The following is a 17,699-nucleotide window of genomic DNA, read 5'->3' as shown; positions in this document are numbered from 1 at the left end:
ATTCCGGAGACCGGTTTGTTTGAGTCAAGCAGCTTCACCCGACTCTTCCAGTTGACGATAATACGTCCTTTCTCGTTCTGCTGGTGGAACGTTTCCGATGGGTTCCAGCAGTCGGCGGTTGTTGAACCAGTCAACCCACTCCAGCGTGGCATACTCAACGGCATCCAGTCCCCTCCATGGGCCACGATGATGGATCACCTCCGTTTTGAACAAGCCGATGATGGTTTCAGCCAGCGCATTGTCGTAGGAGTCGCCGGTGGTGCCGACTGAGGCATTGATACCCTCGTCAGCCATACGCTCGGTGTAGCGGATCGAGAGATATTGGCTTCCCCTATCACTATGATGGATCAACCCTTGTCTGTGTTTTCGTGCCCACAGAGCTTGCTCCAGAGCGTCCAGCACCAGTGCCGTTCTCATCGACGTCGCTACACGCCAACCCACGATACAGCGTGCATAAACATCGATAACGAACGCAACGTAAACGAAGCCAGACCAGGTAGCGACATAGGTAAAATCGGCTACCCAAAGCTGATTAGGACGCATAGCCGTAAAGTCACGTTTCACTAAATCAGGTGCCCGTTTCTGGCCGGGATCACTGAGGGTCGTGAAGGGGCGTTGGCCTCGCACCACGCCGCGAATTCCTAGGCGGCGCATGAGCCGTTCTACAGTGCAACGAGCAACATTAACGCCTTCACGGCGGAGTTGCCGCCAGACCTTACGGGCACCGTAGACGCAGAAGTTTTCTTCCCACACGCGCTGAATCTCAGCGGTAAGAAACGCATCCTGTCGATACCGGTCTGCCCGCCGTTCAGGATCAGCTTCAAGTGCCTTGTGGTGGTAATACGTCGATGGGGCGATTGGCAGTTGACTACAAATCGACTCGACCCCGAACTGAGCACGATGCTCGTCGATAAATGACACCATCAATTGGGTTTGCGGTCGAGCTCCGCCTGGGCGAAAAAAGCAGCCGCCTTACGGAGAATTTCATTAGCGCGCTTCACATGCCCAGTGCACCGCGCTCTTCGTCGTCGGCTACGGCCTGAATCATCGAGCCGAAAATATCAGGATTGATCTGTGTCCAGTCCAGGCTGCCGATGTGGAGTAGATAAGAGCGTGCAATTTTGCTGAAGCGCGGTACGTCGACACTGCCGGAAAACAGACCACCGTTTACATAGGGAAACTTCCCCGCCCAGCGGGGGATGTTCGCAGCAGCATGCTCTTCTTTCCGCGTGTTCATGGCGCGGAAGATTTCGCTAATCACTTCATGGGTGTTGGCAGAATCTCTGGCGCTCATTTCTGAGACGGTGTCGGTAAATAACCCGCTACCGGCAAAGATGTCCGTATCTTCGGCAAAGAAGCAGAAGAGCAGCGCCATGAAATGGTTCATTTCATGGCGCTGCTCTTCCGTGCCCCAACTTGGGTTATCTTTCAGTAGCTCCACATACAGCCGGTTCAGGCGGCTGGTGGCACGAATATCAAACGAGCTTTCACGCACCTGTTTAACAGTAGTGATGCCCGCCAGGGGCAAAAAGAAACCGAAGTGGTCAGGGAATTCTTCATATTTGCAGGCAACCGTCTCGCCGCTTTCCAGCTCCTCGGCCTCTAGCATCTCACCATCGGTGGCAAGCACGAACTTCGCCTTGGCACGCGTAGTCGCGGGGCTAACCTTCAACGCAGCTAGGGTTTCGGTAACGGCACCAGCCTCCGCCACCGCGATATGGATATTGTTGGTCTGCAATACCCCGCCCCAGGAGCCAGAAAAGTCCGACTTATTCGACGTACCCGAACGCAACCGTTTGATAGTGGTTGCCTTGTTGCCAAAAGCTTCCAGAAAGGCATAAGGGAACTCAGCCGGATCAAAGGGCTGTTGTGCCAAGTCAGAAATGGCGGATTCGATTTCAACTGCGTTCATGGAGTGCCGTTTTTCCTATTCAACTGCTGGCGGGTGCTACTTAGTCGACAAGCGGTGGGGTAACATCGGTCAAATCGCAGGATAATTAACGCTGTACCGGCTTGCTAGAGCGGAAAACACTGCCCGCTGCCCGCGTCATTGACTGACCAACGCCACGCAAACCCCGGCGTTATCATGACGGAGTGACAGAAGGTTTCCAAGGACTGGGTATTCATTTCATGAAAGCTATTCTCTACGCTTGATTCTACCTATCGAGCTGGTCCATCGGAGCAACACTGATGCAAACGCCTTATAGCTCAATCGCTTTGCGTCATGACCCACTCACTTGGCAAAACATCTAACTTGCTTCATTTTTTTCGCAAAATCACCTGACAAATGGCACTTAGGCAAAAAAATAAATTGAGCACTGGAGACAGGTACTGCCCCTGGGGCAGTACCTGTGCCTTCGAGTATGAACTTCTACAGATACCCTTTTTCTGCGAATGACGTGCATCCATCACTCCCCACCACCACATGGTCAATCACCCGAATATCCATCAAGCCAAGCGCTTCTTTTAGGCGTTCAGTGATACGCCGATCCGCATCACTAGGCTCAGGATCACCACTAGGGTGGTTATGAACTAGGATCACAGCGGCGGCGTTGTAAGCGAGTGCCGCCTTTAGTACCTCTCGTGGGTACACGCTGGCTGAATCAATGGTGCCGCGAAACAGCTCTTCAAAGCGGATGACACGGTGTTGGCTATCCAGAAATAGTACGCTGAATACTTCATGTTCGTAGTCTTGAAGCAACAGCTGCAGGTGCTCAAACGCTTGAGAAGGTTGGGATATCTTGCGACCTTTGGCGAACTTGCGGCGTGCGAAACGCTTAGCCATCGTAATGATGTCTGTTTCCGTGACCGGTGACGTGACTAAGTAGGTGCCTGCCACTTCACCGGCTTTGAGTTTGCTATGGGGCATGATGACCTCCAAAAAATAAAGATGCCGGAGTGGTGGCCCCGGCATCTACGTAGTTAGTAGTGAATAAGTGTTGTGGTTTAGCGTGTAAGTCACGCCGCCATCACTTGGCTGATGCGTCGCTCCATCTCTTCATGAAAGGCCTCGACTCGCTCGGCAATCGTGCGGATCAGAGCCTCGTCTCGGTAAGCACGCTTCACAAACAGCGGCATACCCGGCCAGTAGCTCACAAAATCGATCCATTCCCGTTCACTGACCCAGAGCCCTCCCTGGCATTGGGGCACGTGCTCGTCGGGGATTTCCCCGCTGAGCAGTACCTCAATTTGGAACTTAGGCAGCTTGGTTTTGATCTCCAGCAAGCCGTTTCTGCCGATCAAACTATCCGGTGAGTAGCCCACGTTGTGGTTGAGGATTAGGCCTACTTCTTTAGGCTTCGGTGCGCTGGTCATATCGCGATACAGCGAGCGAGCGACGCTCTCTAGCTCCTGGCCCCGCTTGGTATGGGCGTTGCCTTGAAACGGCTCGGCCAACTCGCCGGTCACACGCTCGCCGATCAACTGGTGCATGTAGGTAATGGCTCCGGTACCCAACCCACCGGGGCCTTTGCCGTTTACCAGCAATGCCTTGAGTTCTGACATGGTGACGCGCCCAAGACGCGCCGCCAGCCACTCAGGAGAGCCTTGTGGCATGGTGAGTATCTTCATAACGCCTCCTGTAGGCGGTGAGTGAGCAGGCTGCGCCGCTATTTCACGGCTCGCTTGGTGAGGGATGCACGGAGCTTGTCGAAATCTGCCTGAGGCACCTGAACCGCAGCGCCGTATTTGCCGCTGAACCACTCTTGGGTAGTGGCCGGGCATTGGCTGATCAAACGCTGAATCTGCCCCGCTTGAAAGGCCGTAACCCTCTTTACAGCTGCTCGTGTGCTGGTCTGGCCATTATCGTCTTGCCCGCGTGTGGTGATGTTGAGCAAGGCGCACAGCACATAGCGCTTGCCGTAGCTGGTAGACGATCCAAATGCCTGGACGGCATTTTTGTTACCGCTCATGTCCGCAGGTAGGAGCATGCTGGTCTCTTCCCGGTGGCCGTCCTTGTGCATCAGCACGCCCGTTACTTGGATACCGCGTTCCTGGGTTTGAATACGGAAGCTCACCGCGAAGCCGTGTTTTTGCAGGATGGGACGAACGGTATCGACAATATCCTCCAGCGTGGCGTAGCAACCGTTGTTGGTTTGCCCACGCTCTTCAATGCTGGGCAACTCGGTCTGCATCGCTGCCATGGCCGCGCTGTAGGCCATCATGGCCTGGCGGTCCATCACGCGCTCCTGCATTTGCAGCAGGCGCTCCATCTTGTCGATATCGACGTCCGGGTTAAGCGCGGCACGCTCAATGACCTGGATAATGGCGGTGCTATCAGCCGTCGGATGCGCTTCTAGCGCCGCCGAACTTGGGGAGTGCTGAGCGTTGGCGTCTGCTTGAATGGAAGGTACTGGGCCTTTTTGGGGAGACGCATTTACTACATGAGTACGCTGTGCCATAGGGCACCTCCTTTTACGTGAAGAGGGAAATGCGGGCTGGTCAGCCCTGTTCATGGGGTGCGTCATTAACGAGCGCAGGAACGTCAGGTAAGTGACGCGCAATGTCAGCGGGATCGATACGCTCCAGGCGTATCTCCGCGCGATAGAACTCGCCCTGGGCACACACCAGCGACGTTGCTTTGTGGGCGTCGTGTTCTAGCAGTTGTTTGGTTAGTCGAGTGAGCGCCATCTCAATGGCGTCAGAAACAAAGCTCATGCGGGTACCTCGCGGTATAAGCCCAACAGCAAAACGCCCAGCCTTTTTAGGGGCTGGGCGTCTATGCCGTGAGGGTTAGGATGATCATTCGGTGAATCGCTTGTGGGAATGGGGGTATGGATGTCTACGACACCAACTGTAGGGCGGCATCCAAGGCCTCTTGCTTGAGCTGTGCCCCCTGACCAAACCAGGCTGAATCCATACGGGTATCGTTACTGCGTGCGCGCTTGTCGTGATCGACGTATTCCGTAACCGCATTGAGCAAGCCCCAGGCCGTGTCTTTGGCGGTCACTAAGTGAGCGCCACGACCTTCGCCTTGGTAGAGCTTCTGCACCTTATTCAGCGCCCGGTAGTTGGGCAGTTTAGAGGGATCGTCCAGCGGCTTCTCTGCCCCACAAATCACCGACTGAAGATACTGCTGCGCTTCCTGCCGAGTGATTTTACGCTCCGCTAGGGTTTTCATCCGATACATGAAGTCATTCCATTGCGACACCGAAATACCTAACTGACGCTTCACGGCACGCGGATCAAACTCTGAACGATGGGGCACTTTCACCGCTTGCGACGTGCCATCGACGGCAATTTGCAGCGTGTTATTGCACACCACCCGCACCGTGGTAGGCGTGGCCATGGTGGCAAGCGTGCCATCGCAGGAAGTGGCCAACAGCAGGTAGTCATTGACCTCATCCTGGCCTTTGAGCGACGTGCTTAAGCCACTACGGGCTAGCGCCCAGAACTTACGTCCGCCTTTCAGCACGCCAGCGGTTTCTAGCTCATATCCGGCGTACTCGGTCAGGTCACGGTAAAACTCCAAAATCTCCTCGGGCTGCACCACTTTATAGCGTTGTGACACCACCGACAGCGGTGCTTTGGTATCTGAGCGGTAGAGCACTTTTTGCTCAGGGAACGAGTGAATGCTGCCCAGGTGGCTAGCCCCTTCGGCAATAAAGCGCACCGGCGCTTCTTCAATATGCCAGTTCATACCGGCCTGTTGCTGCCAGACCTCCAGCGGTTGATGTCGAGAAAGTTGCTGCCCCAGGCCATGCCAAGGGGTATCGCCTACGTAAGCCATTTGTTCAACGAGATGTGCCATGAGTCATTCTCCAGACATAAAAAAAGCGCCGACCAAAGGCCAGCGCGCGAAAGTGAATAGGCGGATCATTCGCCCCACACAGGGCGAACAACGATAGGTTAAGCGTTAGGTGCTAAAGGCGGGTAGGCGTCGCGGTAGGTGCAGCCGCAAGACAAGCATAACCACGGTGTCCCGCTGCCAACTGGCAGCCACTGCTCAAACAGCGAGGTGGCCATGCGTGAGCCGGTTTGACCTCCGGCCACGGCACCCATCATGGCGGCAGGCAGTTTTGCCAATGGAAAGCGAGTCACCGCCAATGGCAGTGGGCCGGAGATGGCCGTCGCGCGCCATGCGCCAATAGCACCGCCAATCAAGGTGCTGCCTACCACGCTTATGCGCTGGGCTGTATCCAGATTCAGCATGCGCGTTGATGCACAACGCTTACAGGGTGGGGGCATATTGAAGCTCCTATGCAAGGGAAAAAGGTTCCATGGGGATGGATGCATAGGAGTGATATAGGTCTGAAATCGGTTGGGATACGCCGATGAGGTATTGCGTTAAGTAAGCGTTTTTTAGATGCTGTTTTTATATACAGCTATCGATGGAGGTGCTCATGACTTTACCAGTGACATTACTGGGACAATCAGACGCTTTAACGGCGTCGCAGTCCATACCGCTCTATACCTGTGCCGTGCGCGCAGGCTTTCCATCACCCGCAGATGACCACTTGGACACCGATCTTGATCTTCACCGCTATGTGGTGAAACGGCCTGCTGCAACGTATTTCGTACGTTCTGAAGGAGACTCCATGATTGGTGATGGAATTCATCATGGGGATTTGCTGGTGGTGGATCGCAGTCTCGAAGCCTTACCAGGTCGCATTATCGTCATTTGTGTTGATGGTGAGCTCACAGTAAAGCGCCTTGAGCGAGTAGGGCAGCGGACTTATCTCCGGGCAAGTAATCCTGCTTACCCTCCCATTCCTTTAGATGGTCGTGAGTCGCACGTCTGGGGCGTCGTAACTCATGTGCTTCACAGCTTTCCAGGGGCAACGCTGCAATGATGGCCTTGATCGACTGTAACAATTTCTATGTCTCCTGCGAACGTGTCTTCAACCCGTCACTGGAAGGTCGTCCTGTAGGGGTACTATCCAATAACGATGGTTGCGTCGTCGCCCGCTCTAACGAGTTAAAAGCACTGGGCGTTGAAATGGGGGCTGCCATGCACCTGCTACCACCAAGTGTGCGCCGCCAAGCTGTGCTGCTATCCAGCAACTATGCGTTGTATGGAGACATGTCTCAGCGGGTAACCGAGGTGCTGGGCGAGTTCTCACCCCATGTAGAGGTGTATTCCATTGATGAGAGTTTTGTCGGGTTTCAGGGATTTGAGGTAGACACCCTGGAGCAACGAGGCCAAGCTCTGCGGGATACGGTGAAGCAGTGGACAGGTATACCTGTGTCAGTGGGTTTTGCGCCGACTCGGGTGTTGGCCAAGGTCGCCAATCATGCCGCTAAAAAACACCCTGCATATAGAGACCAAGGTGTATGCACGTTGCTTGCAGAAGGCGCGCCTACTAAAGCGTTGTTGAAGCAGTTGCCTGTCACCGAACTATGGGGCATTGCACGCCGCACCAGCGAGCGATTACGCGTCATGGGCATTGAGACTGCCTGGGACCTGCGAGAGGCAGACCCGAAACATATCCGTCGGCAATTTAGTGTGGTGCAGGAGCGCATTGTCTGGGAGTTGCGGGGGCAACCCTCCATTCAGCTAGATGACATGGGCCAGCCTAAACAACAGATCATGGTGTCTCGTTCGTTTGGGCGGCTTACCAACGATCCCCATCAGTTAAGGGAGGCGCTACGGCATCATGCTGCCAGGGCGGGCGAAAAACTTCGTAAGCAGCAAAGCGTCACTAGCGCCGTCATGGTGTTTATCCGCACCAACTCGTTTCGTACGGATTTACCCCAATATCGTCAACGAATGGTCATTTCTCTGGATCGGCCCACTGATGATAGTCGTGAGATCATCGCCGCTGCGGTACAGGGTTTGCGTCGTCTCTGGCGAAAAGGGTACGCCTTTCACAAAGTGGGTCTCATGCTGCTTGATCTATCGCCTAAAGCTAACCGACAGCTCACTCTCACTGAAACCCTTCAGACTGATGAAGAAGACAAACGTAGCGAACGACTGATGAACACTATGGACATGCTCAACCGTGAGCTAGGCAGAGGTGCTGTGCAAATTGGCTTGGCGCGCTCTAACAACGCATGGTCACTGCGAAGCGAGCGACGAACGCCGCGTTACACCACTCAGTGGGGCGAGCTGCTAATAGCAAGGACTGGATTCAAAAAATTAAGAACACCTTAGCCATCAGGGAAGCTCTCAGCTCCATGCCATGATATTTCTTTAGAGTCTATCTTTAGATTCGTTAAGATGAGAGCCCCTGCGATCAGGAGAGTCTAGCCCATTGCATTGATCACCGACTGATCAAGTCTGTTAGGCTGCAAATGAATTGCATGATGGAGTACCTCAACAGCCGTACTAGCGACGTGCTGACGACTCGTCGCTAACTTTAGGCAGAAAATCTGGAGCATACGCGACAAGCGATACTGCTAGCTGATCAGTCACCCTGCCTTGTGGAAAGTGCTACATCATCAATCGCCGATCACGGGGATGAGGAAATGGCAGGCCGAGGGCCTCGGGTTATTTGCCAAGCGGGCAGGCAATCACATAGGGCCCTACAGCTATGGCCTTGGAGGGAGCTTCTCTAGACCAAATGGGTAGTATATTGGGTAGTGAAATAATTTTTTTATGTTTTTTTGTAATAGTTAATTGATTTTTAAGATATTTTTTTATAGATCAATATTAAGATACAGAATATTGAGTGATGAGGTATTGGCATTGACTTGGCATGCCAAACTCTACAAGCTGAAGTTAAATGGACAGGGAGTGCCCGGTCGGCGTCTAAACCTCGGTGAGTGCATCGGGGTTTTTCGCTTTTGGGCATGACTTAATATTGCTAGCAGGTATCCAGCGCCGCATCCTTATGCAGTCTGCATAATCTGAAGAAATCTCCGCTATGACTCAGTTGACTCCTGATACTCACGAGATGCTAGAGAGCTTACGCTCGGCGGTTGCCGAAACGCTCGAGCGCAAACGCCGCCTTGGTCAATATGCCGTGGTTTGGGAGAACGATAGGCCTGTCTTTATAGGGGATGATGCGCCAACTCAGCAGGGTGATGAGCAGAGCGGACAGGATCTAGAGTCGCATTGAGCCAAGCGATCATGTCAACGATCTGCGGTGTGCTCAGGTGCCTAATAGCCCCTTGTTCTCCCACCACGCCTGATTCAACCACTTGGTGATGAGATCAACGGTGCTGGCTCTCGCTCCGAGGTGCTTGGCCACTACCGAGAAGCTGCTGAGAACGTCCACTGTCTCTTGAACGTACGGCAGGGCCTGTTTCCAATCCGTGAAACCTGCCTGTGTTGCCAGCCGTTGCATCGCCTTGAGAGGAGGCTGTTTGCCAAATCCCATGTAGGCGGTCGCGTGCTCTGCAAAAGGGTGGGGGCTAAAGGTCACGTCATAGAACGGCGCTGGTCTCCATTGGCCTGTATCGTCTTGCAAAAATGCCCAGTTTTTACTGTGATCGTCCTGGTTGCAGGCAAACAGATTAAACAGCGCGCGTCGAAATTGCAGTTGGCCGACGGCGGGAGAGCGGCATAGCTGGCGGCTGGCTTTGATCAGGTCGGCGTAGTCCAGGCTAGGGGTTCGGAAATCGGCATCCAGCAGTCCACAGGCGCTATGCATGTGGAGACGCCCGGCAGGGTGCGCCTGATGAACCCAGTCAAACCGTTTGATGGCAAGCCAGGCGCGCTCACCTTGACTCGTAGGCACGCGAAGCAGCTGCCATTCGGGCGGCTCAAGCCCCGCTGTGTTCGCTAGTTCCAGGTAGGCCGCTTCGCAGAGCCCTTCGTCGTGACCCAGTGGCAGGTGTTGAGAAGTGAACTTGACCAGCCAAGCGTCATCCCCTGGCTTGGCGTCGGTTCGGCACGTTGTTGGCTTGTCCGGTGGCATGAAAAGCTGCGCTTTGGGCCTGGCTCCGCCGGAACTACCCGCTGCGACGAGAGCACTCAGCACGTCTTCCGTTTGACCATCGAAAACGGCCTGAGCCGTTAAGCCAAGTGTCGGCAAGTCTTCGTGATCACCCTGTGTCGGTGCTGCCTCTGATATGGGCTCAAAGGCAAGAGCGCCCATCCCTCGATGGCCAACGAATGCCAGCCGATCCATCGCCGTCAGTTGTGTCGGGGCGATGCCCTGCTGACGAAAGACACGATCTTGCAACAGCAGTCCCCAGCCATCGGGTAAACAGTCGCCAAATACCCCATGTAGACCTTGGTGTGGTATTTGGGGGGCAGGTTGAAGAGTCAGGTCGCTGTTGAGCGTAAAGGGCGACAGGTTGCCATGCTGTTCCACGTAGCCTTCTGCGTATTGAAAGAAGACCCCTTGGCGGTTCTGCGCTAAAACGCCAGCCGCGACCCGCTCTCCCGTTGAGAGCGTGCGTGTCACGTTCAACCGCTGCGTTGGCTTAAAGGCCATCTTTGAGCACCTCTTCGATGGAGGAGGGCTGTTTAGTGGGGAGGGCATCGGGTTGGGTCAGCGCATAGAGCCGTGCCAGGTCATCCAGGCTTTGCCAGAGCAACAGCAGCTGGCGGAGAGAAATTTGCCCAGTGAGCTCGAATTTCTTGATGGTAGGAGCGGGCACACAGCTGCGCTGCGCCAGCGCCGCACGGGATAGCTTGGCCTGCTCGCGCAACCTGCGTAGGTGGGCAGCAAAGGCCTGCTGAACATCGGTATCGTCCAACAACAGAAAACGGGGCATAAGCTCACTTCCCTCTTTGGATACTACTATATCCATTTTAGGCTATTTTGGCCATTCATGGACACGGTTATATCCTTTTTATGGCTGCTGAATACACCTTCCTTCAGCGCTCTTTTCCATTGCCTTGCTCACAGCCCCAACAACTCCTCCACCGGCAAATGGCTGGTCGCTTTCATTTCCCTCAGCGAGAGGTTGGAGCGGATGCTCGATACCCCGGGCAGTTTGCGCAGCACCGTTTCGACGAAGTGGCTGTAGTCGTCCAAGTCTTTGGCGACTACCTGTAGCAGGAAGTCGGCTTCGCCGGTGGTGTTGTGGCAGCTCAGTACGCGGGAGCTGGCCTGGATGATGCGCTCGAACTCTGCCGTCGCGGCTTCGCTGTGCTGGGTGCAGGTGATTTGCACGAAGGCCAGCACGCTGGCGCCCACTTTGCGGCGGTTGAGGATGGCCTGGTAGCCTTCGATCACCCCCAGCTCTTCCAGGCGTTTGTGGCGCCGCCAGCAGGTGGCTTCGCTCAGGTGCAGCTGCTCGGCCAGCCGTGCGTTGGCCACCCGCCCGTCTGCCTGCAACAAGGTGGCTAATCGGGCATCCTTTTTATCAAGCTCGCTCATTTTGAAAGGCTCTTTCGGTTTATTCATTTTGTTGAAAAGAGTGCTTCAAAAAGGCGCAGGATGTCCATCAGAAGGAAACGTAATTTCGGGCGCGGCTCGCTATAGTGCGTATACATCCAACGCACCGCCGACCGTTCAGGAGTGAGCCATGAAAGCCGTGGTATACGAGCAGTTTTCTACCCCGCCCAGCATCCAGCAGGTGCCCGACCCAGCGCCAGCGCCTCACGGGGTCGTGGTGAAGGTGATGGCCAACGGCGTATGCCGCAGTGATTGGCACGGCTGGATGGGCCACGACCCGGATATCCAGCTTCCCCATGTGCCGGGCCATGAGCTCTCCGGTGTAGTGGAAGCGGTGGGCAAGGACGTGACCAAGTGGCGCGTTGGCGACCGGGTGACCGTGCCGTTCGTGGGTGGCTGCGGCACCTGCCCGGAGTGCCACACCGGCAATCATCAGGTGTGCGATGCTCAATTCCAGCCGGGGTTTACCCACTGGGGCTCGTTTGCCGAGTATGTGGGCATTCACTACGCCGATGTGAATCTGGTCGCACTGCCGGATACCCTGACGTTCGATACCGCCGCCAGCCTGGGCTGTCGGTTCGTAACCTCTTTTCGTGCGGTGGTAGACCAGGGCCGCGTGTCGGCGGGCCAGTGGGTGGCGGTGCACGGCTGCGGTGGCGTGGGGCTGTCGGCCATCATGATTGCCAGCGCAGCCGGTGCCAACGTGGTGGCGGTGGATATTTCCGAGCAGGCGCTGGCTTTGGCGCGCCAGCTAGGGGCGGTGGCCACGGTGAATGCCAACCAGGTGGCCGACGTGGTGGAGGCGGTGGTCGAGATCACCCAAGGCGGCGCGCACGTCTCGCTGGACGCGCTGGGCCACCCCACCACCTGCTTCAACTCCATCAGCAATTTGCGCAAGCGCGGCAAGCATGTTCAGGTGGGGCTGATGCTGGCGGACCACAGCACGCCCGCCGTGCCGATGAGCAAGGTGATCGCCAACGAGCTGGAAATTCTGGGTAGCCATGGCATGCAGGCGCATCGCTACGATGCCATGCTGGCGATGATCCAGTCAGGCAAGCTGGCACCTGAAAAGCTGATTGGCCGCCGTATCACGCTGGAAGAGTCCGTGCAGGCGTTGATCAACATGGATAAGTTCGAAGGCGCGGGGGTCACCGTGGTGACGAAATTCTGAGCGAAGGTTTTGCCATAGCGATGGGGGCTAATAGATGATCAGTGGTCGAGCCTTACGTTACTTCGACACCGTGGCAAGATGTCGTTCGCTTCGACAGGCTGCGGCCCAGCTACACATTGCTCCCACGGCGATTAGCCGTCAGATTGATTTGCTGGAACATCAATTGGGCGCCCCGCTCATTGAGCGTGGCCCTAACGGCATTAGCCTCACGGCAGCGGGAGAGCTATTGGCCGCCCAGGCGCAACGAACCATCCGTGACCTGGAGCGGGTGCAGGAGCATATCGCTGTCCTCAAAGGTTTGCGCACGGGCCGAGTCAGCCTGCAAGTGGCCGAAGGCGTGGTAGCAGGCCTGCTCGCGCCTGCGTTAGCCAAGATGGGGCAGCGCTATTCCCATTTGAGCTTTGATATTGATATTGCCAGCTCAAACCAGATGGTCGAAGCATTACGCCGTGGTGATGCGGACATTGGCCTATCCTTCTTCATGCCGCGCCATGATGACATTGTGCCCTACGCCAGTGCCGAGCTGAACCACCATGCCGTCGTGGCGCCAGGCCATCCGCTGGCCACCGCTTCCGAGTTGTCGCTGCACACCTTGGCGAAGCACCGTTTGATCCTGCCGCATGAGTCCTATGGTGTTCGGCAAGCGCTGGAGCGTGCCGCTCACCGAGCCAATGTGGTGCTGGTGCCCACCTTCAAAACCGCGTCACTTGAAACCCAGAAAGCACTCGCGATCAACGGTGCCGGCGTGCTGGTATTACCACCGATGGCAGTCGCTCGGGAATGTCAGTTGGGTGACCTGGTGAGCGTCCCTATCTCATCTTCAGAGCTCGAAGCCGCACGCGTCGACCTCTGTGTCTATCGCCACCGTCAGCGCAGTTTTGCGACTGAGGCATGCTTGTCACTATTGGCGAATGCATTGCAGACAATATAGAGCCCGCTTCTGCAGGCTTTTGAGTGGGCGAAGTGCACACAAATTGTGGACACGCTGAGGTCAATATTGAAATAGCAGAAGGCACCGTGTGGGTTCATGCTGGGGTTATTGACCTTGATAACAACAGCACTAAGGTGACGGGATGCTTGAACTACACCAGCTAACGGCGACTCAACTGCTTGAGGGCTATCGAGCCCATACGTTCTCACCAAAAGACGTCGCCAGCGCGTTGGTCGCGCATATCGCCCAATGGGAGCCCTCCATCAACGCACTGTATGGCTATCAGCCTGAGGTGTTCATCAAGGCTGCCGAGGCATCTACCCAGCGTTGGGCAAAGGGAAAACCCAGCGGAGCTTTGGATGGTGTTCCCGTCACGCTAAAAGAGCTGATTGCCACGGAAGGGGTGCCGGTGCCGCTGGGCACGGGATTGGGCAAACAGCCCACTGCCAGTGCAGATGCGCCCCCGGCGGCCCGTCTCTCGGAAGACCGCGCACTGGTCCTGGCGAAAACCACCTGTCCTGATTTTGGCATGCTCTCCTCGGGGCTCTCTTCATTTCATGGTATCACCCGCAATCCATGGAACTTGGCCTGTAATACCGGCGGGTCCAGTTCGGGGGCCGGTGCTGCCGCTGCCGCTGGCTTCGGGCCGCTACATGTGGGGACCGATATTGGCGGCTCAGTGCGTTTGCCAGCGGCCTGGTGTGGCATCGTAGGCTTCAAGCCAACGTTGGGGCGCATACCTATCGACCCTTATTATGTAGGACGCTGCGCAGGGCCGATGACTCGGAGCGTCGAAGATGCCGCACTCATGATGAATACCCTTGCTCGCACGGATCGACGTGATGCCATGCGCTTACCCCCAGAACATATTGACTGGATGGACCTCGCGCTGGATGTCAAAGGCTTGCGAATAGGCGTGATGATGGAGGCGGGCTGTGGATTGCCTCTGGATGAAGAAATTCGCTACCACGTGGAGCAGGCCGCAAGGCTGTTGGAAGCGGCGGGTGCCACGTTGGTACCGATGGCCCCCGTGCTTAGCCGAGAAATGTTGGATGGGTTGGATCACTTCTGGCAGGCCCGCCAGTGGAGCGAGCTATCAAAGCTTGCGGCGGAAGAGCGCGAGCAGGTGCTACCGGCCATTCTGGCTTGGGCAGATGGCGGTGCCCGCCTGAGCGGAGTAGAGGTAGTGCAAGGTTTTCAACAAACCATGGCGATGCGTCGTGCCACGGAATCCGTCTTCGAGACGGTGGATGCAGTGATATCTCCCACGACACCGAATATTGCCTTCCCTGCTGAGTGGGCATCGCCTACCAATGATCCCCGTCAGCCATTTGAGCATATTGCCTATACCGTGCCGTGGAACATGGGAGAGCAGCCTGCCATCTCGCTCAATGCGGGCCTCAGTAAGCGCAATATGCCAATCGGAGTGCAATTGATTGGCCCGCGCTTTGCGGACCACTTCGTGCTCAAGTTGGCACGACAGCTGGAAGCCCGTTTAGGGCTGCCAATGTGCTTGCCGATGCCGGTGTGTGACAAAAGCGTACTGGAGTGAGCAGGGCGTTTACTGAGCAAAGGTAATAAATATCAAGAGGGGAACATACATGCGACGTTTATTGGTACTGCCGACTTCACGGGCAGGGTGGGGGCTGTTGATGGCGTTTGTGGCACTGGTCGTGGCAGGTACCTGGCCGGTGATTGCGCTCGTCAACCGAGCCACCCTGGTACTAGGGCTGCCATGGGTGGTGGTGTGGAGCTATCTAGTGATTTTTACCTGCGTGGTGGTCATGTTGATCGGTAACCACATTGTAGAGAGAGATGACCATGAGTAGCGCTTGGCCATTACTGATTACCCTGACCTACGTTGCTGTTGCCATGGTCATCGGCCTCCGTGCCAGGGCTGGCCGCTCGATGAACAGTCTGGAAGAGTGGGGAGTCGCGGGGCGCAGTATGGGCCCTGTAACGCTTTATCTTCTGATAGCTGCAGGCAGTGTCAGTGCTTACACCTTTATGGGAGCTCCCGGCTGGGCATACTCCAAGGGGGTGGCGGTTTTTTATGTGGCGATCTATCTGGCGTACCTGGCCCTGGTTGCCTGGTACTTTGGCCCGAAGGTATGGCAATTTGGTGAGCAGTTTGGTCATGTCACTCAGGCAAGTGCCATCGCAGATCGTTATCAAAGCCCGACGCTGGGGGCCTTGGCTGCGTTGGTCATGGCCATAGGCTCGGTTGCTTATGCGGTACTGCAAACCATTGGCTCGGTGTATATCTTGTTTGTCATGAGTGGTGGAATGATTCCTGTATGGTTAGGAGTATTCCTGGTACTTGGCTGCATAGCGGTTTACCTCTATGCCAGTGGTCAACGCGCGATTGGGCGCACGAATGCGTTTCAGGGCGTATTGATGCTGGTGGTTGCTTGGGCCGTTGGCCTGTGGGCCGTACACAGTGCCACTGGGGGGGTGAACTTTTCCCGTGTCTTCGAGCGTATCCAGGCGGAACATGGTGAGTTTCTCACGCTACCGGGTGCCGGGGGCGACATGAGCTACAGCTTCTGGACCACGTCCATTATCGTCTCCATGTTCTCGTTCATGCCCCCTGTCTGGACCCAGTGGATGAGTGCTTCATCGGCGCGTACTATCCGCCGTAGCGCGACGTGGTTACCTACCTACTACGTGGTGATTTTACCCATGGTAGTGGTGGGCTTCATCGGCATTTTCTCTCTCCCTGACTTGGCCCGAGCCGACACGGTTGCCCTTGATTACGCGATGCAACACTTGCCGGTGGTGCTGGTAGGCTTGCTGGGGGCGGGGACTTTGGCGGCGTCGATGTCCTCCAGCGAACCGTTTATTCATTCGATTTCGCTGTCGCTGAGTAAAGACGTTTTGCAGCCCGCACTGAAGCTTTCGAACGATGTGACTGCAAGGCTAGCGCGGTTACTGATTCTACCGGTCATGTTTTTAGTGGTGGCACCGCTGGCGATTGCTGAGCCGGGCAGTTTGGTGATGATTCTACTGGTGGGCCTGGGATTTGCGTCACAGGTACTGCCTGCGTTCGTGGGTATGTTCTTCTGGCCGAGAGCCTCACGCCTAGGTGTGATGGCAGGCATCCTGGCAGGTTTCCTCGTCACGGTGGCTTTTACCACGTTGTGGCCACACCCGCTGGGTATTCACGCAGGGTTCTGGGGGCTGATGATCAATCTACCGTTGTTTGTCGCGGTTTCCTTGATAACGCCTGCCACCGATGCCGGGGTGGTTGAGCGCTTCTTCCGCATTGCTGCCCCACGGGGCCTGAGCAAGATGGGGATGCGCAGAGAGAGGGTCAAAACGCTTGGCTCTTGATCACGCTGCTGGCCTGGCGGAGGCCCAAGCGTTTCCTGACGATCATCACATTATTGCAATGAATCAAGGCAAATTATTCGCTCCTCATTGCGTCGCTGAGGTTTTACGCTGGGCGTATCGATAAGGAGGACGTCATGTCATCACCCCATACCCCATCCGTTCGCCGCATGGTCGCTCAGCACCCTGCCCATCGTGACGATATCGGAGACCTGGTCACCCGCAGGCCGCTGCCGGGGCCTGGCGTGGATCAGCTCGATCCGTTTCTGTTCCTGAATCACCACGGCCCGCAGGTATATTCCGCCAATAATCGTGGGCTGCCGTTTGGGCCGCACCCGCACCGGGGGTTCGAGACGGTCACCTTCATTCTGGAGGGCTCGCTGGCCCACGCCGACAGCGCCAAACATCAGAGCGTGATTCATGCAGGCGGCGTGCAGTGGATGACCGCGGGCAGCGGCATCGTGCATGCAGAAATCTCGCCCCCTGAGTTCTTGCGCGAAGGCGGGCCGCTGGAAATCCTCCAGCTGTGGGTCAATCTGCCGTCGCGGCTGAAGATGAGCGAACCGCGCTACGTGGGCCTGCAGCAGGAAGGCATACCCGCCGTTCCCCTAGCGGGCGGCGGCACGCTCAACCTGATTGCCGGGGAGTGGCAAGGGCAGTCAGGCCCGATCGAGTCGCTGACCGGCGTGTTCATGTCCACACTCGCGCTGCCCGCAGGGGCCCATGAGCAGCTTCCCGTAGCCCCTGGGCGGCAGGTGTTTCTGTACGTGGTGAGTGGTGACGTGACGGTGGGCGGCGAGCCTGCCAAAGCGCATCATTTGATTGAGCTCGACCGTGACGGCGAAAGCCTTGCCATCGAGGCAGCCAGCGATGCGCGCCTGCTGTTTGGCCATGGCGATGTCATCGATGAGCCGGTCTACTCCCACGGCCCCTTCGTGATGACCACCCGCGACGAGATCGTGCAGGCGGTAGAGGATTACCAGAACGGCAAGTTTGGCGGGCTGACGCTGTAACCGCCGCGCTAAACCGGCTCGCC

At 56.4% G+C, this 17,699-nt stretch carries 18 protein-coding genes, 1 pseudogene and 1 other annotated feature; of the genes and pseudogenes, 8 read left to right on the top strand and 11 right to left on the bottom strand.

The features are described from left to right. Window positions 1-24: 24 nt before the first annotated feature. From KVY02_RS17990 to KVY02_RS17955, 8 genes and pseudogenes are all read right to left on the bottom strand, one after another. A pseudogene (locus KVY02_RS17990) lies at window positions 25-1,001 on the bottom strand (IS3 family transposase); the annotation flags it as partial. Beyond that, window positions 850-966, bottom strand: a sequence feature (AL1L pseudoknot). (Overlaps the previous pseudogene by 117 nt.) Then, complete coding sequence (locus KVY02_RS17985) at window positions 998-1,912, bottom strand: type IIL restriction-modification enzyme MmeI (protein WP_218314070.1); 915 nt, start codon at window positions 1,910-1,912, stop codon at window positions 998-1,000. The gene KVY02_RS17985 and the pseudogene KVY02_RS17990, both read right to left, overlap by 4 nt. Window positions 1,913-2,371: 459 nt before the next feature. Continuing rightward, window positions 2,372-2,869 carry a RadC family protein gene (radC, locus tag KVY02_RS17980; RefSeq protein ID WP_016915524.1) on the bottom strand — a complete coding sequence of 166 codons (498 nt, stop codon included), beginning with the start codon at window positions 2,867-2,869 and terminating at the stop codon, window positions 2,372-2,374. 89 nt (window positions 2,870-2,958) lie between these two features. Then, window positions 2,959-3,570, bottom strand: a complete 612-nt coding sequence (locus tag KVY02_RS17975; protein ID WP_016915523.1) for a lambda exonuclease family protein — start codon at window positions 3,568-3,570, stop codon at window positions 2,959-2,961. A gap of 38 nt (window positions 3,571-3,608) precedes the next feature. Further along, window positions 3,609-4,400: an ERF family protein gene (locus tag KVY02_RS17970; RefSeq protein ID WP_016915522.1), complete on the bottom strand. Its 792-nt coding sequence runs from the start codon at window positions 4,398-4,400 to the stop codon at window positions 3,609-3,611. 40 nt (window positions 4,401-4,440) lie between these two features. Next, window positions 4,441-4,656 (bottom strand): hypothetical protein, encoded by a 216-nt coding sequence (locus KVY02_RS17965; protein ID WP_016915521.1) that lies wholly within the window; start codon window positions 4,654-4,656, stop codon window positions 4,441-4,443. Window positions 4,657-4,780: 124 nt separating this feature from the next. Further along, the gene (locus KVY02_RS17960) at window positions 4,781-5,749 is read right to left on the bottom strand and encodes a DUF932 domain-containing protein (RefSeq protein WP_016915520.1); all 969 of its coding nucleotides are present in this window, start codon (window positions 5,747-5,749) and stop codon (window positions 4,781-4,783) included. 98 nt (window positions 5,750-5,847) lie between these two features. Next, the gene (locus KVY02_RS17955; protein ID WP_081138521.1) at window positions 5,848-6,186 is read right to left on the bottom strand and encodes a hypothetical protein; all 339 of its coding nucleotides are present in this window, start codon (window positions 6,184-6,186) and stop codon (window positions 5,848-5,850) included. A gap of 155 nt (window positions 6,187-6,341) precedes the next feature. Here KVY02_RS17955 and KVY02_RS17950 point away from each other — a divergent pair, with 155 nt between their 5' ends. Together KVY02_RS17950 and KVY02_RS17945 are read left to right on the top strand one after the other, a co-directional pair. Continuing rightward, complete coding sequence (locus KVY02_RS17950; protein WP_016915518.1) at window positions 6,342-6,791, top strand: LexA family protein; 450 nt, start codon at window positions 6,342-6,344, stop codon at window positions 6,789-6,791. After that, a complete protein-coding gene (locus KVY02_RS17945) occupies window positions 6,788-8,092 on the top strand; it encodes a Y-family DNA polymerase (RefSeq protein WP_016915517.1) in 1,305 nt (434 codons plus the stop codon). Before KVY02_RS17950 ends, KVY02_RS17945 begins: the two co-directional genes overlap by 4 nt. A gap of 940 nt (window positions 8,093-9,032) precedes the next feature. Here the strand turns inward: KVY02_RS17945 and KVY02_RS17940 are convergent. From KVY02_RS17940 to KVY02_RS17930, 3 genes are all read right to left on the bottom strand, one after another. Continuing rightward, window positions 9,033-10,322 (bottom strand): type II toxin-antitoxin system HipA family toxin, encoded by a 1,290-nt coding sequence (locus KVY02_RS17940; protein WP_016915515.1) that lies wholly within the window; start codon window positions 10,320-10,322, stop codon window positions 9,033-9,035. Further along, window positions 10,312-10,605 carry a helix-turn-helix domain-containing protein gene (locus KVY02_RS17935; RefSeq protein WP_016915514.1) on the bottom strand — a complete coding sequence of 98 codons (294 nt, stop codon included), beginning with the start codon at window positions 10,603-10,605 and terminating at the stop codon, window positions 10,312-10,314. The genes KVY02_RS17940 and KVY02_RS17935 overlap by 11 nt, the downstream gene beginning before the upstream one ends. A 128-nt stretch (window positions 10,606-10,733) precedes the next feature. Further along, window positions 10,734-11,213 carry an Lrp/AsnC family transcriptional regulator gene (locus tag KVY02_RS17930; RefSeq protein WP_016915513.1) on the bottom strand — a complete coding sequence of 160 codons (480 nt, stop codon included), beginning with the start codon at window positions 11,211-11,213 and terminating at the stop codon, window positions 10,734-10,736. 148 nt (window positions 11,214-11,361) lie between these two features. Here KVY02_RS17930 and KVY02_RS17925 point away from each other — a divergent pair, with 148 nt between their 5' ends. From KVY02_RS17925 to KVY02_RS17900, 6 genes are all read left to right on the top strand, one after another. Continuing rightward, window positions 11,362-12,402 (top strand): zinc-dependent alcohol dehydrogenase family protein, encoded by a 1,041-nt coding sequence (locus KVY02_RS17925; RefSeq protein WP_100732262.1) that lies wholly within the window; start codon window positions 11,362-11,364, stop codon window positions 12,400-12,402. Window positions 12,403-12,436: 34 nt separating this feature from the next. Further along, entirely contained in the window at window positions 12,437-13,333 is an 897-nt protein-coding gene (locus KVY02_RS17920; protein WP_218314069.1) for a LysR family transcriptional regulator, read from the top strand. A gap of 142 nt (window positions 13,334-13,475) precedes the next feature. Then, window positions 13,476-14,885 (top strand): amidase, encoded by a 1,410-nt coding sequence (locus KVY02_RS17915; protein ID WP_081194987.1) that lies wholly within the window; start codon window positions 13,476-13,478, stop codon window positions 14,883-14,885. A 49-nt stretch (window positions 14,886-14,934) separates the two neighbouring features. Next, on the top strand, window positions 14,935-15,162 hold the full coding sequence (locus KVY02_RS17910) for a hypothetical protein (RefSeq protein ID WP_081194985.1): 228 nt from the start codon (window positions 14,935-14,937) through the stop codon (window positions 15,160-15,162). Next, entirely contained in the window at window positions 15,155-16,666 is a 1,512-nt protein-coding gene (locus KVY02_RS17905; RefSeq protein WP_218314068.1) for a sodium:solute symporter family protein, read from the top strand. Before KVY02_RS17910 ends, KVY02_RS17905 begins: the two co-directional genes overlap by 8 nt. 134 nt (window positions 16,667-16,800) lie before the next feature. After that, the gene (locus tag KVY02_RS17900; protein WP_016915510.1) at window positions 16,801-17,676 is read left to right on the top strand and encodes a pirin family protein; all 876 of its coding nucleotides are present in this window, start codon (window positions 16,801-16,803) and stop codon (window positions 17,674-17,676) included. Window positions 17,677-17,699: the final 23 nt, after the last annotated feature.

Source organism: Halomonas sp. 18071143 (assembly GCF_019211725.1).
Taxonomy (GTDB): Bacteria; Pseudomonadota; Gammaproteobacteria; order Pseudomonadales; family Halomonadaceae; genus Vreelandella; species Vreelandella stevensii.
This window is presented reverse-complemented; position numbering and strand designations above follow the sequence as displayed.

Coding starts and splice junctions, on each gene's coding strand:
- KVY02_RS17985 (WP_218314070.1), bottom strand. CDS start 1,912: ATGAACGCAGTTGAAATCGAATCCGCCATTTCTGACTTGGCACAACAG.
- radC (WP_016915524.1), bottom strand. CDS start 2,869: ATGCCCCATAGCAAACTCAAAGCCGGTGAAGTGGCAGGCACCTACTTA.
- KVY02_RS17975 (WP_016915523.1), bottom strand. CDS start 3,570: ATGAAGATACTCACCATGCCACAAGGCTCTCCTGAGTGGCTGGCGGCG.
- KVY02_RS17970 (WP_016915522.1), bottom strand. CDS start 4,400: ATGGCACAGCGTACTCATGTAGTAAATGCGTCTCCCCAAAAAGGCCCA.
- KVY02_RS17965 (WP_016915521.1), bottom strand. CDS start 4,656: ATGAGCTTTGTTTCTGACGCCATTGAGATGGCGCTCACTCGACTAACC.
- KVY02_RS17960 (WP_016915520.1), bottom strand. CDS start 5,749: ATGGCACATCTCGTTGAACAAATGGCTTACGTAGGCGATACCCCTTGG.
- KVY02_RS17955 (WP_081138521.1), bottom strand. CDS start 6,186: ATGCCCCCACCCTGTAAGCGTTGTGCATCAACGCGCATGCTGAATCTG.
- KVY02_RS17950 (WP_016915518.1), top strand. CDS start 6,342: ATGACTTTACCAGTGACATTACTGGGACAATCAGACGCTTTAACGGCG.
- KVY02_RS17945 (WP_016915517.1), top strand. CDS start 6,788: ATGATGGCCTTGATCGACTGTAACAATTTCTATGTCTCCTGCGAACGT.
- KVY02_RS17940 (WP_016915515.1), bottom strand. CDS start 10,322: ATGGCCTTTAAGCCAACGCAGCGGTTGAACGTGACACGCACGCTCTCA.
- KVY02_RS17935 (WP_016915514.1), bottom strand. CDS start 10,605: ATGCCCCGTTTTCTGTTGTTGGACGATACCGATGTTCAGCAGGCCTTT.
- KVY02_RS17930 (WP_016915513.1), bottom strand. CDS start 11,213: ATGAGCGAGCTTGATAAAAAGGATGCCCGATTAGCCACCTTGTTGCAG.
- KVY02_RS17925 (WP_100732262.1), top strand. CDS start 11,362: ATGAAAGCCGTGGTATACGAGCAGTTTTCTACCCCGCCCAGCATCCAG.
- KVY02_RS17920 (WP_218314069.1), top strand. CDS start 12,437: ATGATCAGTGGTCGAGCCTTACGTTACTTCGACACCGTGGCAAGATGT.
- KVY02_RS17915 (WP_081194987.1), top strand. CDS start 13,476: ATGCTTGAACTACACCAGCTAACGGCGACTCAACTGCTTGAGGGCTAT.
- KVY02_RS17910 (WP_081194985.1), top strand. CDS start 14,935: ATGCGACGTTTATTGGTACTGCCGACTTCACGGGCAGGGTGGGGGCTG.
- KVY02_RS17905 (WP_218314068.1), top strand. CDS start 15,155: ATGAGTAGCGCTTGGCCATTACTGATTACCCTGACCTACGTTGCTGTT.
- KVY02_RS17900 (WP_016915510.1), top strand. CDS start 16,801: ATGTCATCACCCCATACCCCATCCGTTCGCCGCATGGTCGCTCAGCAC.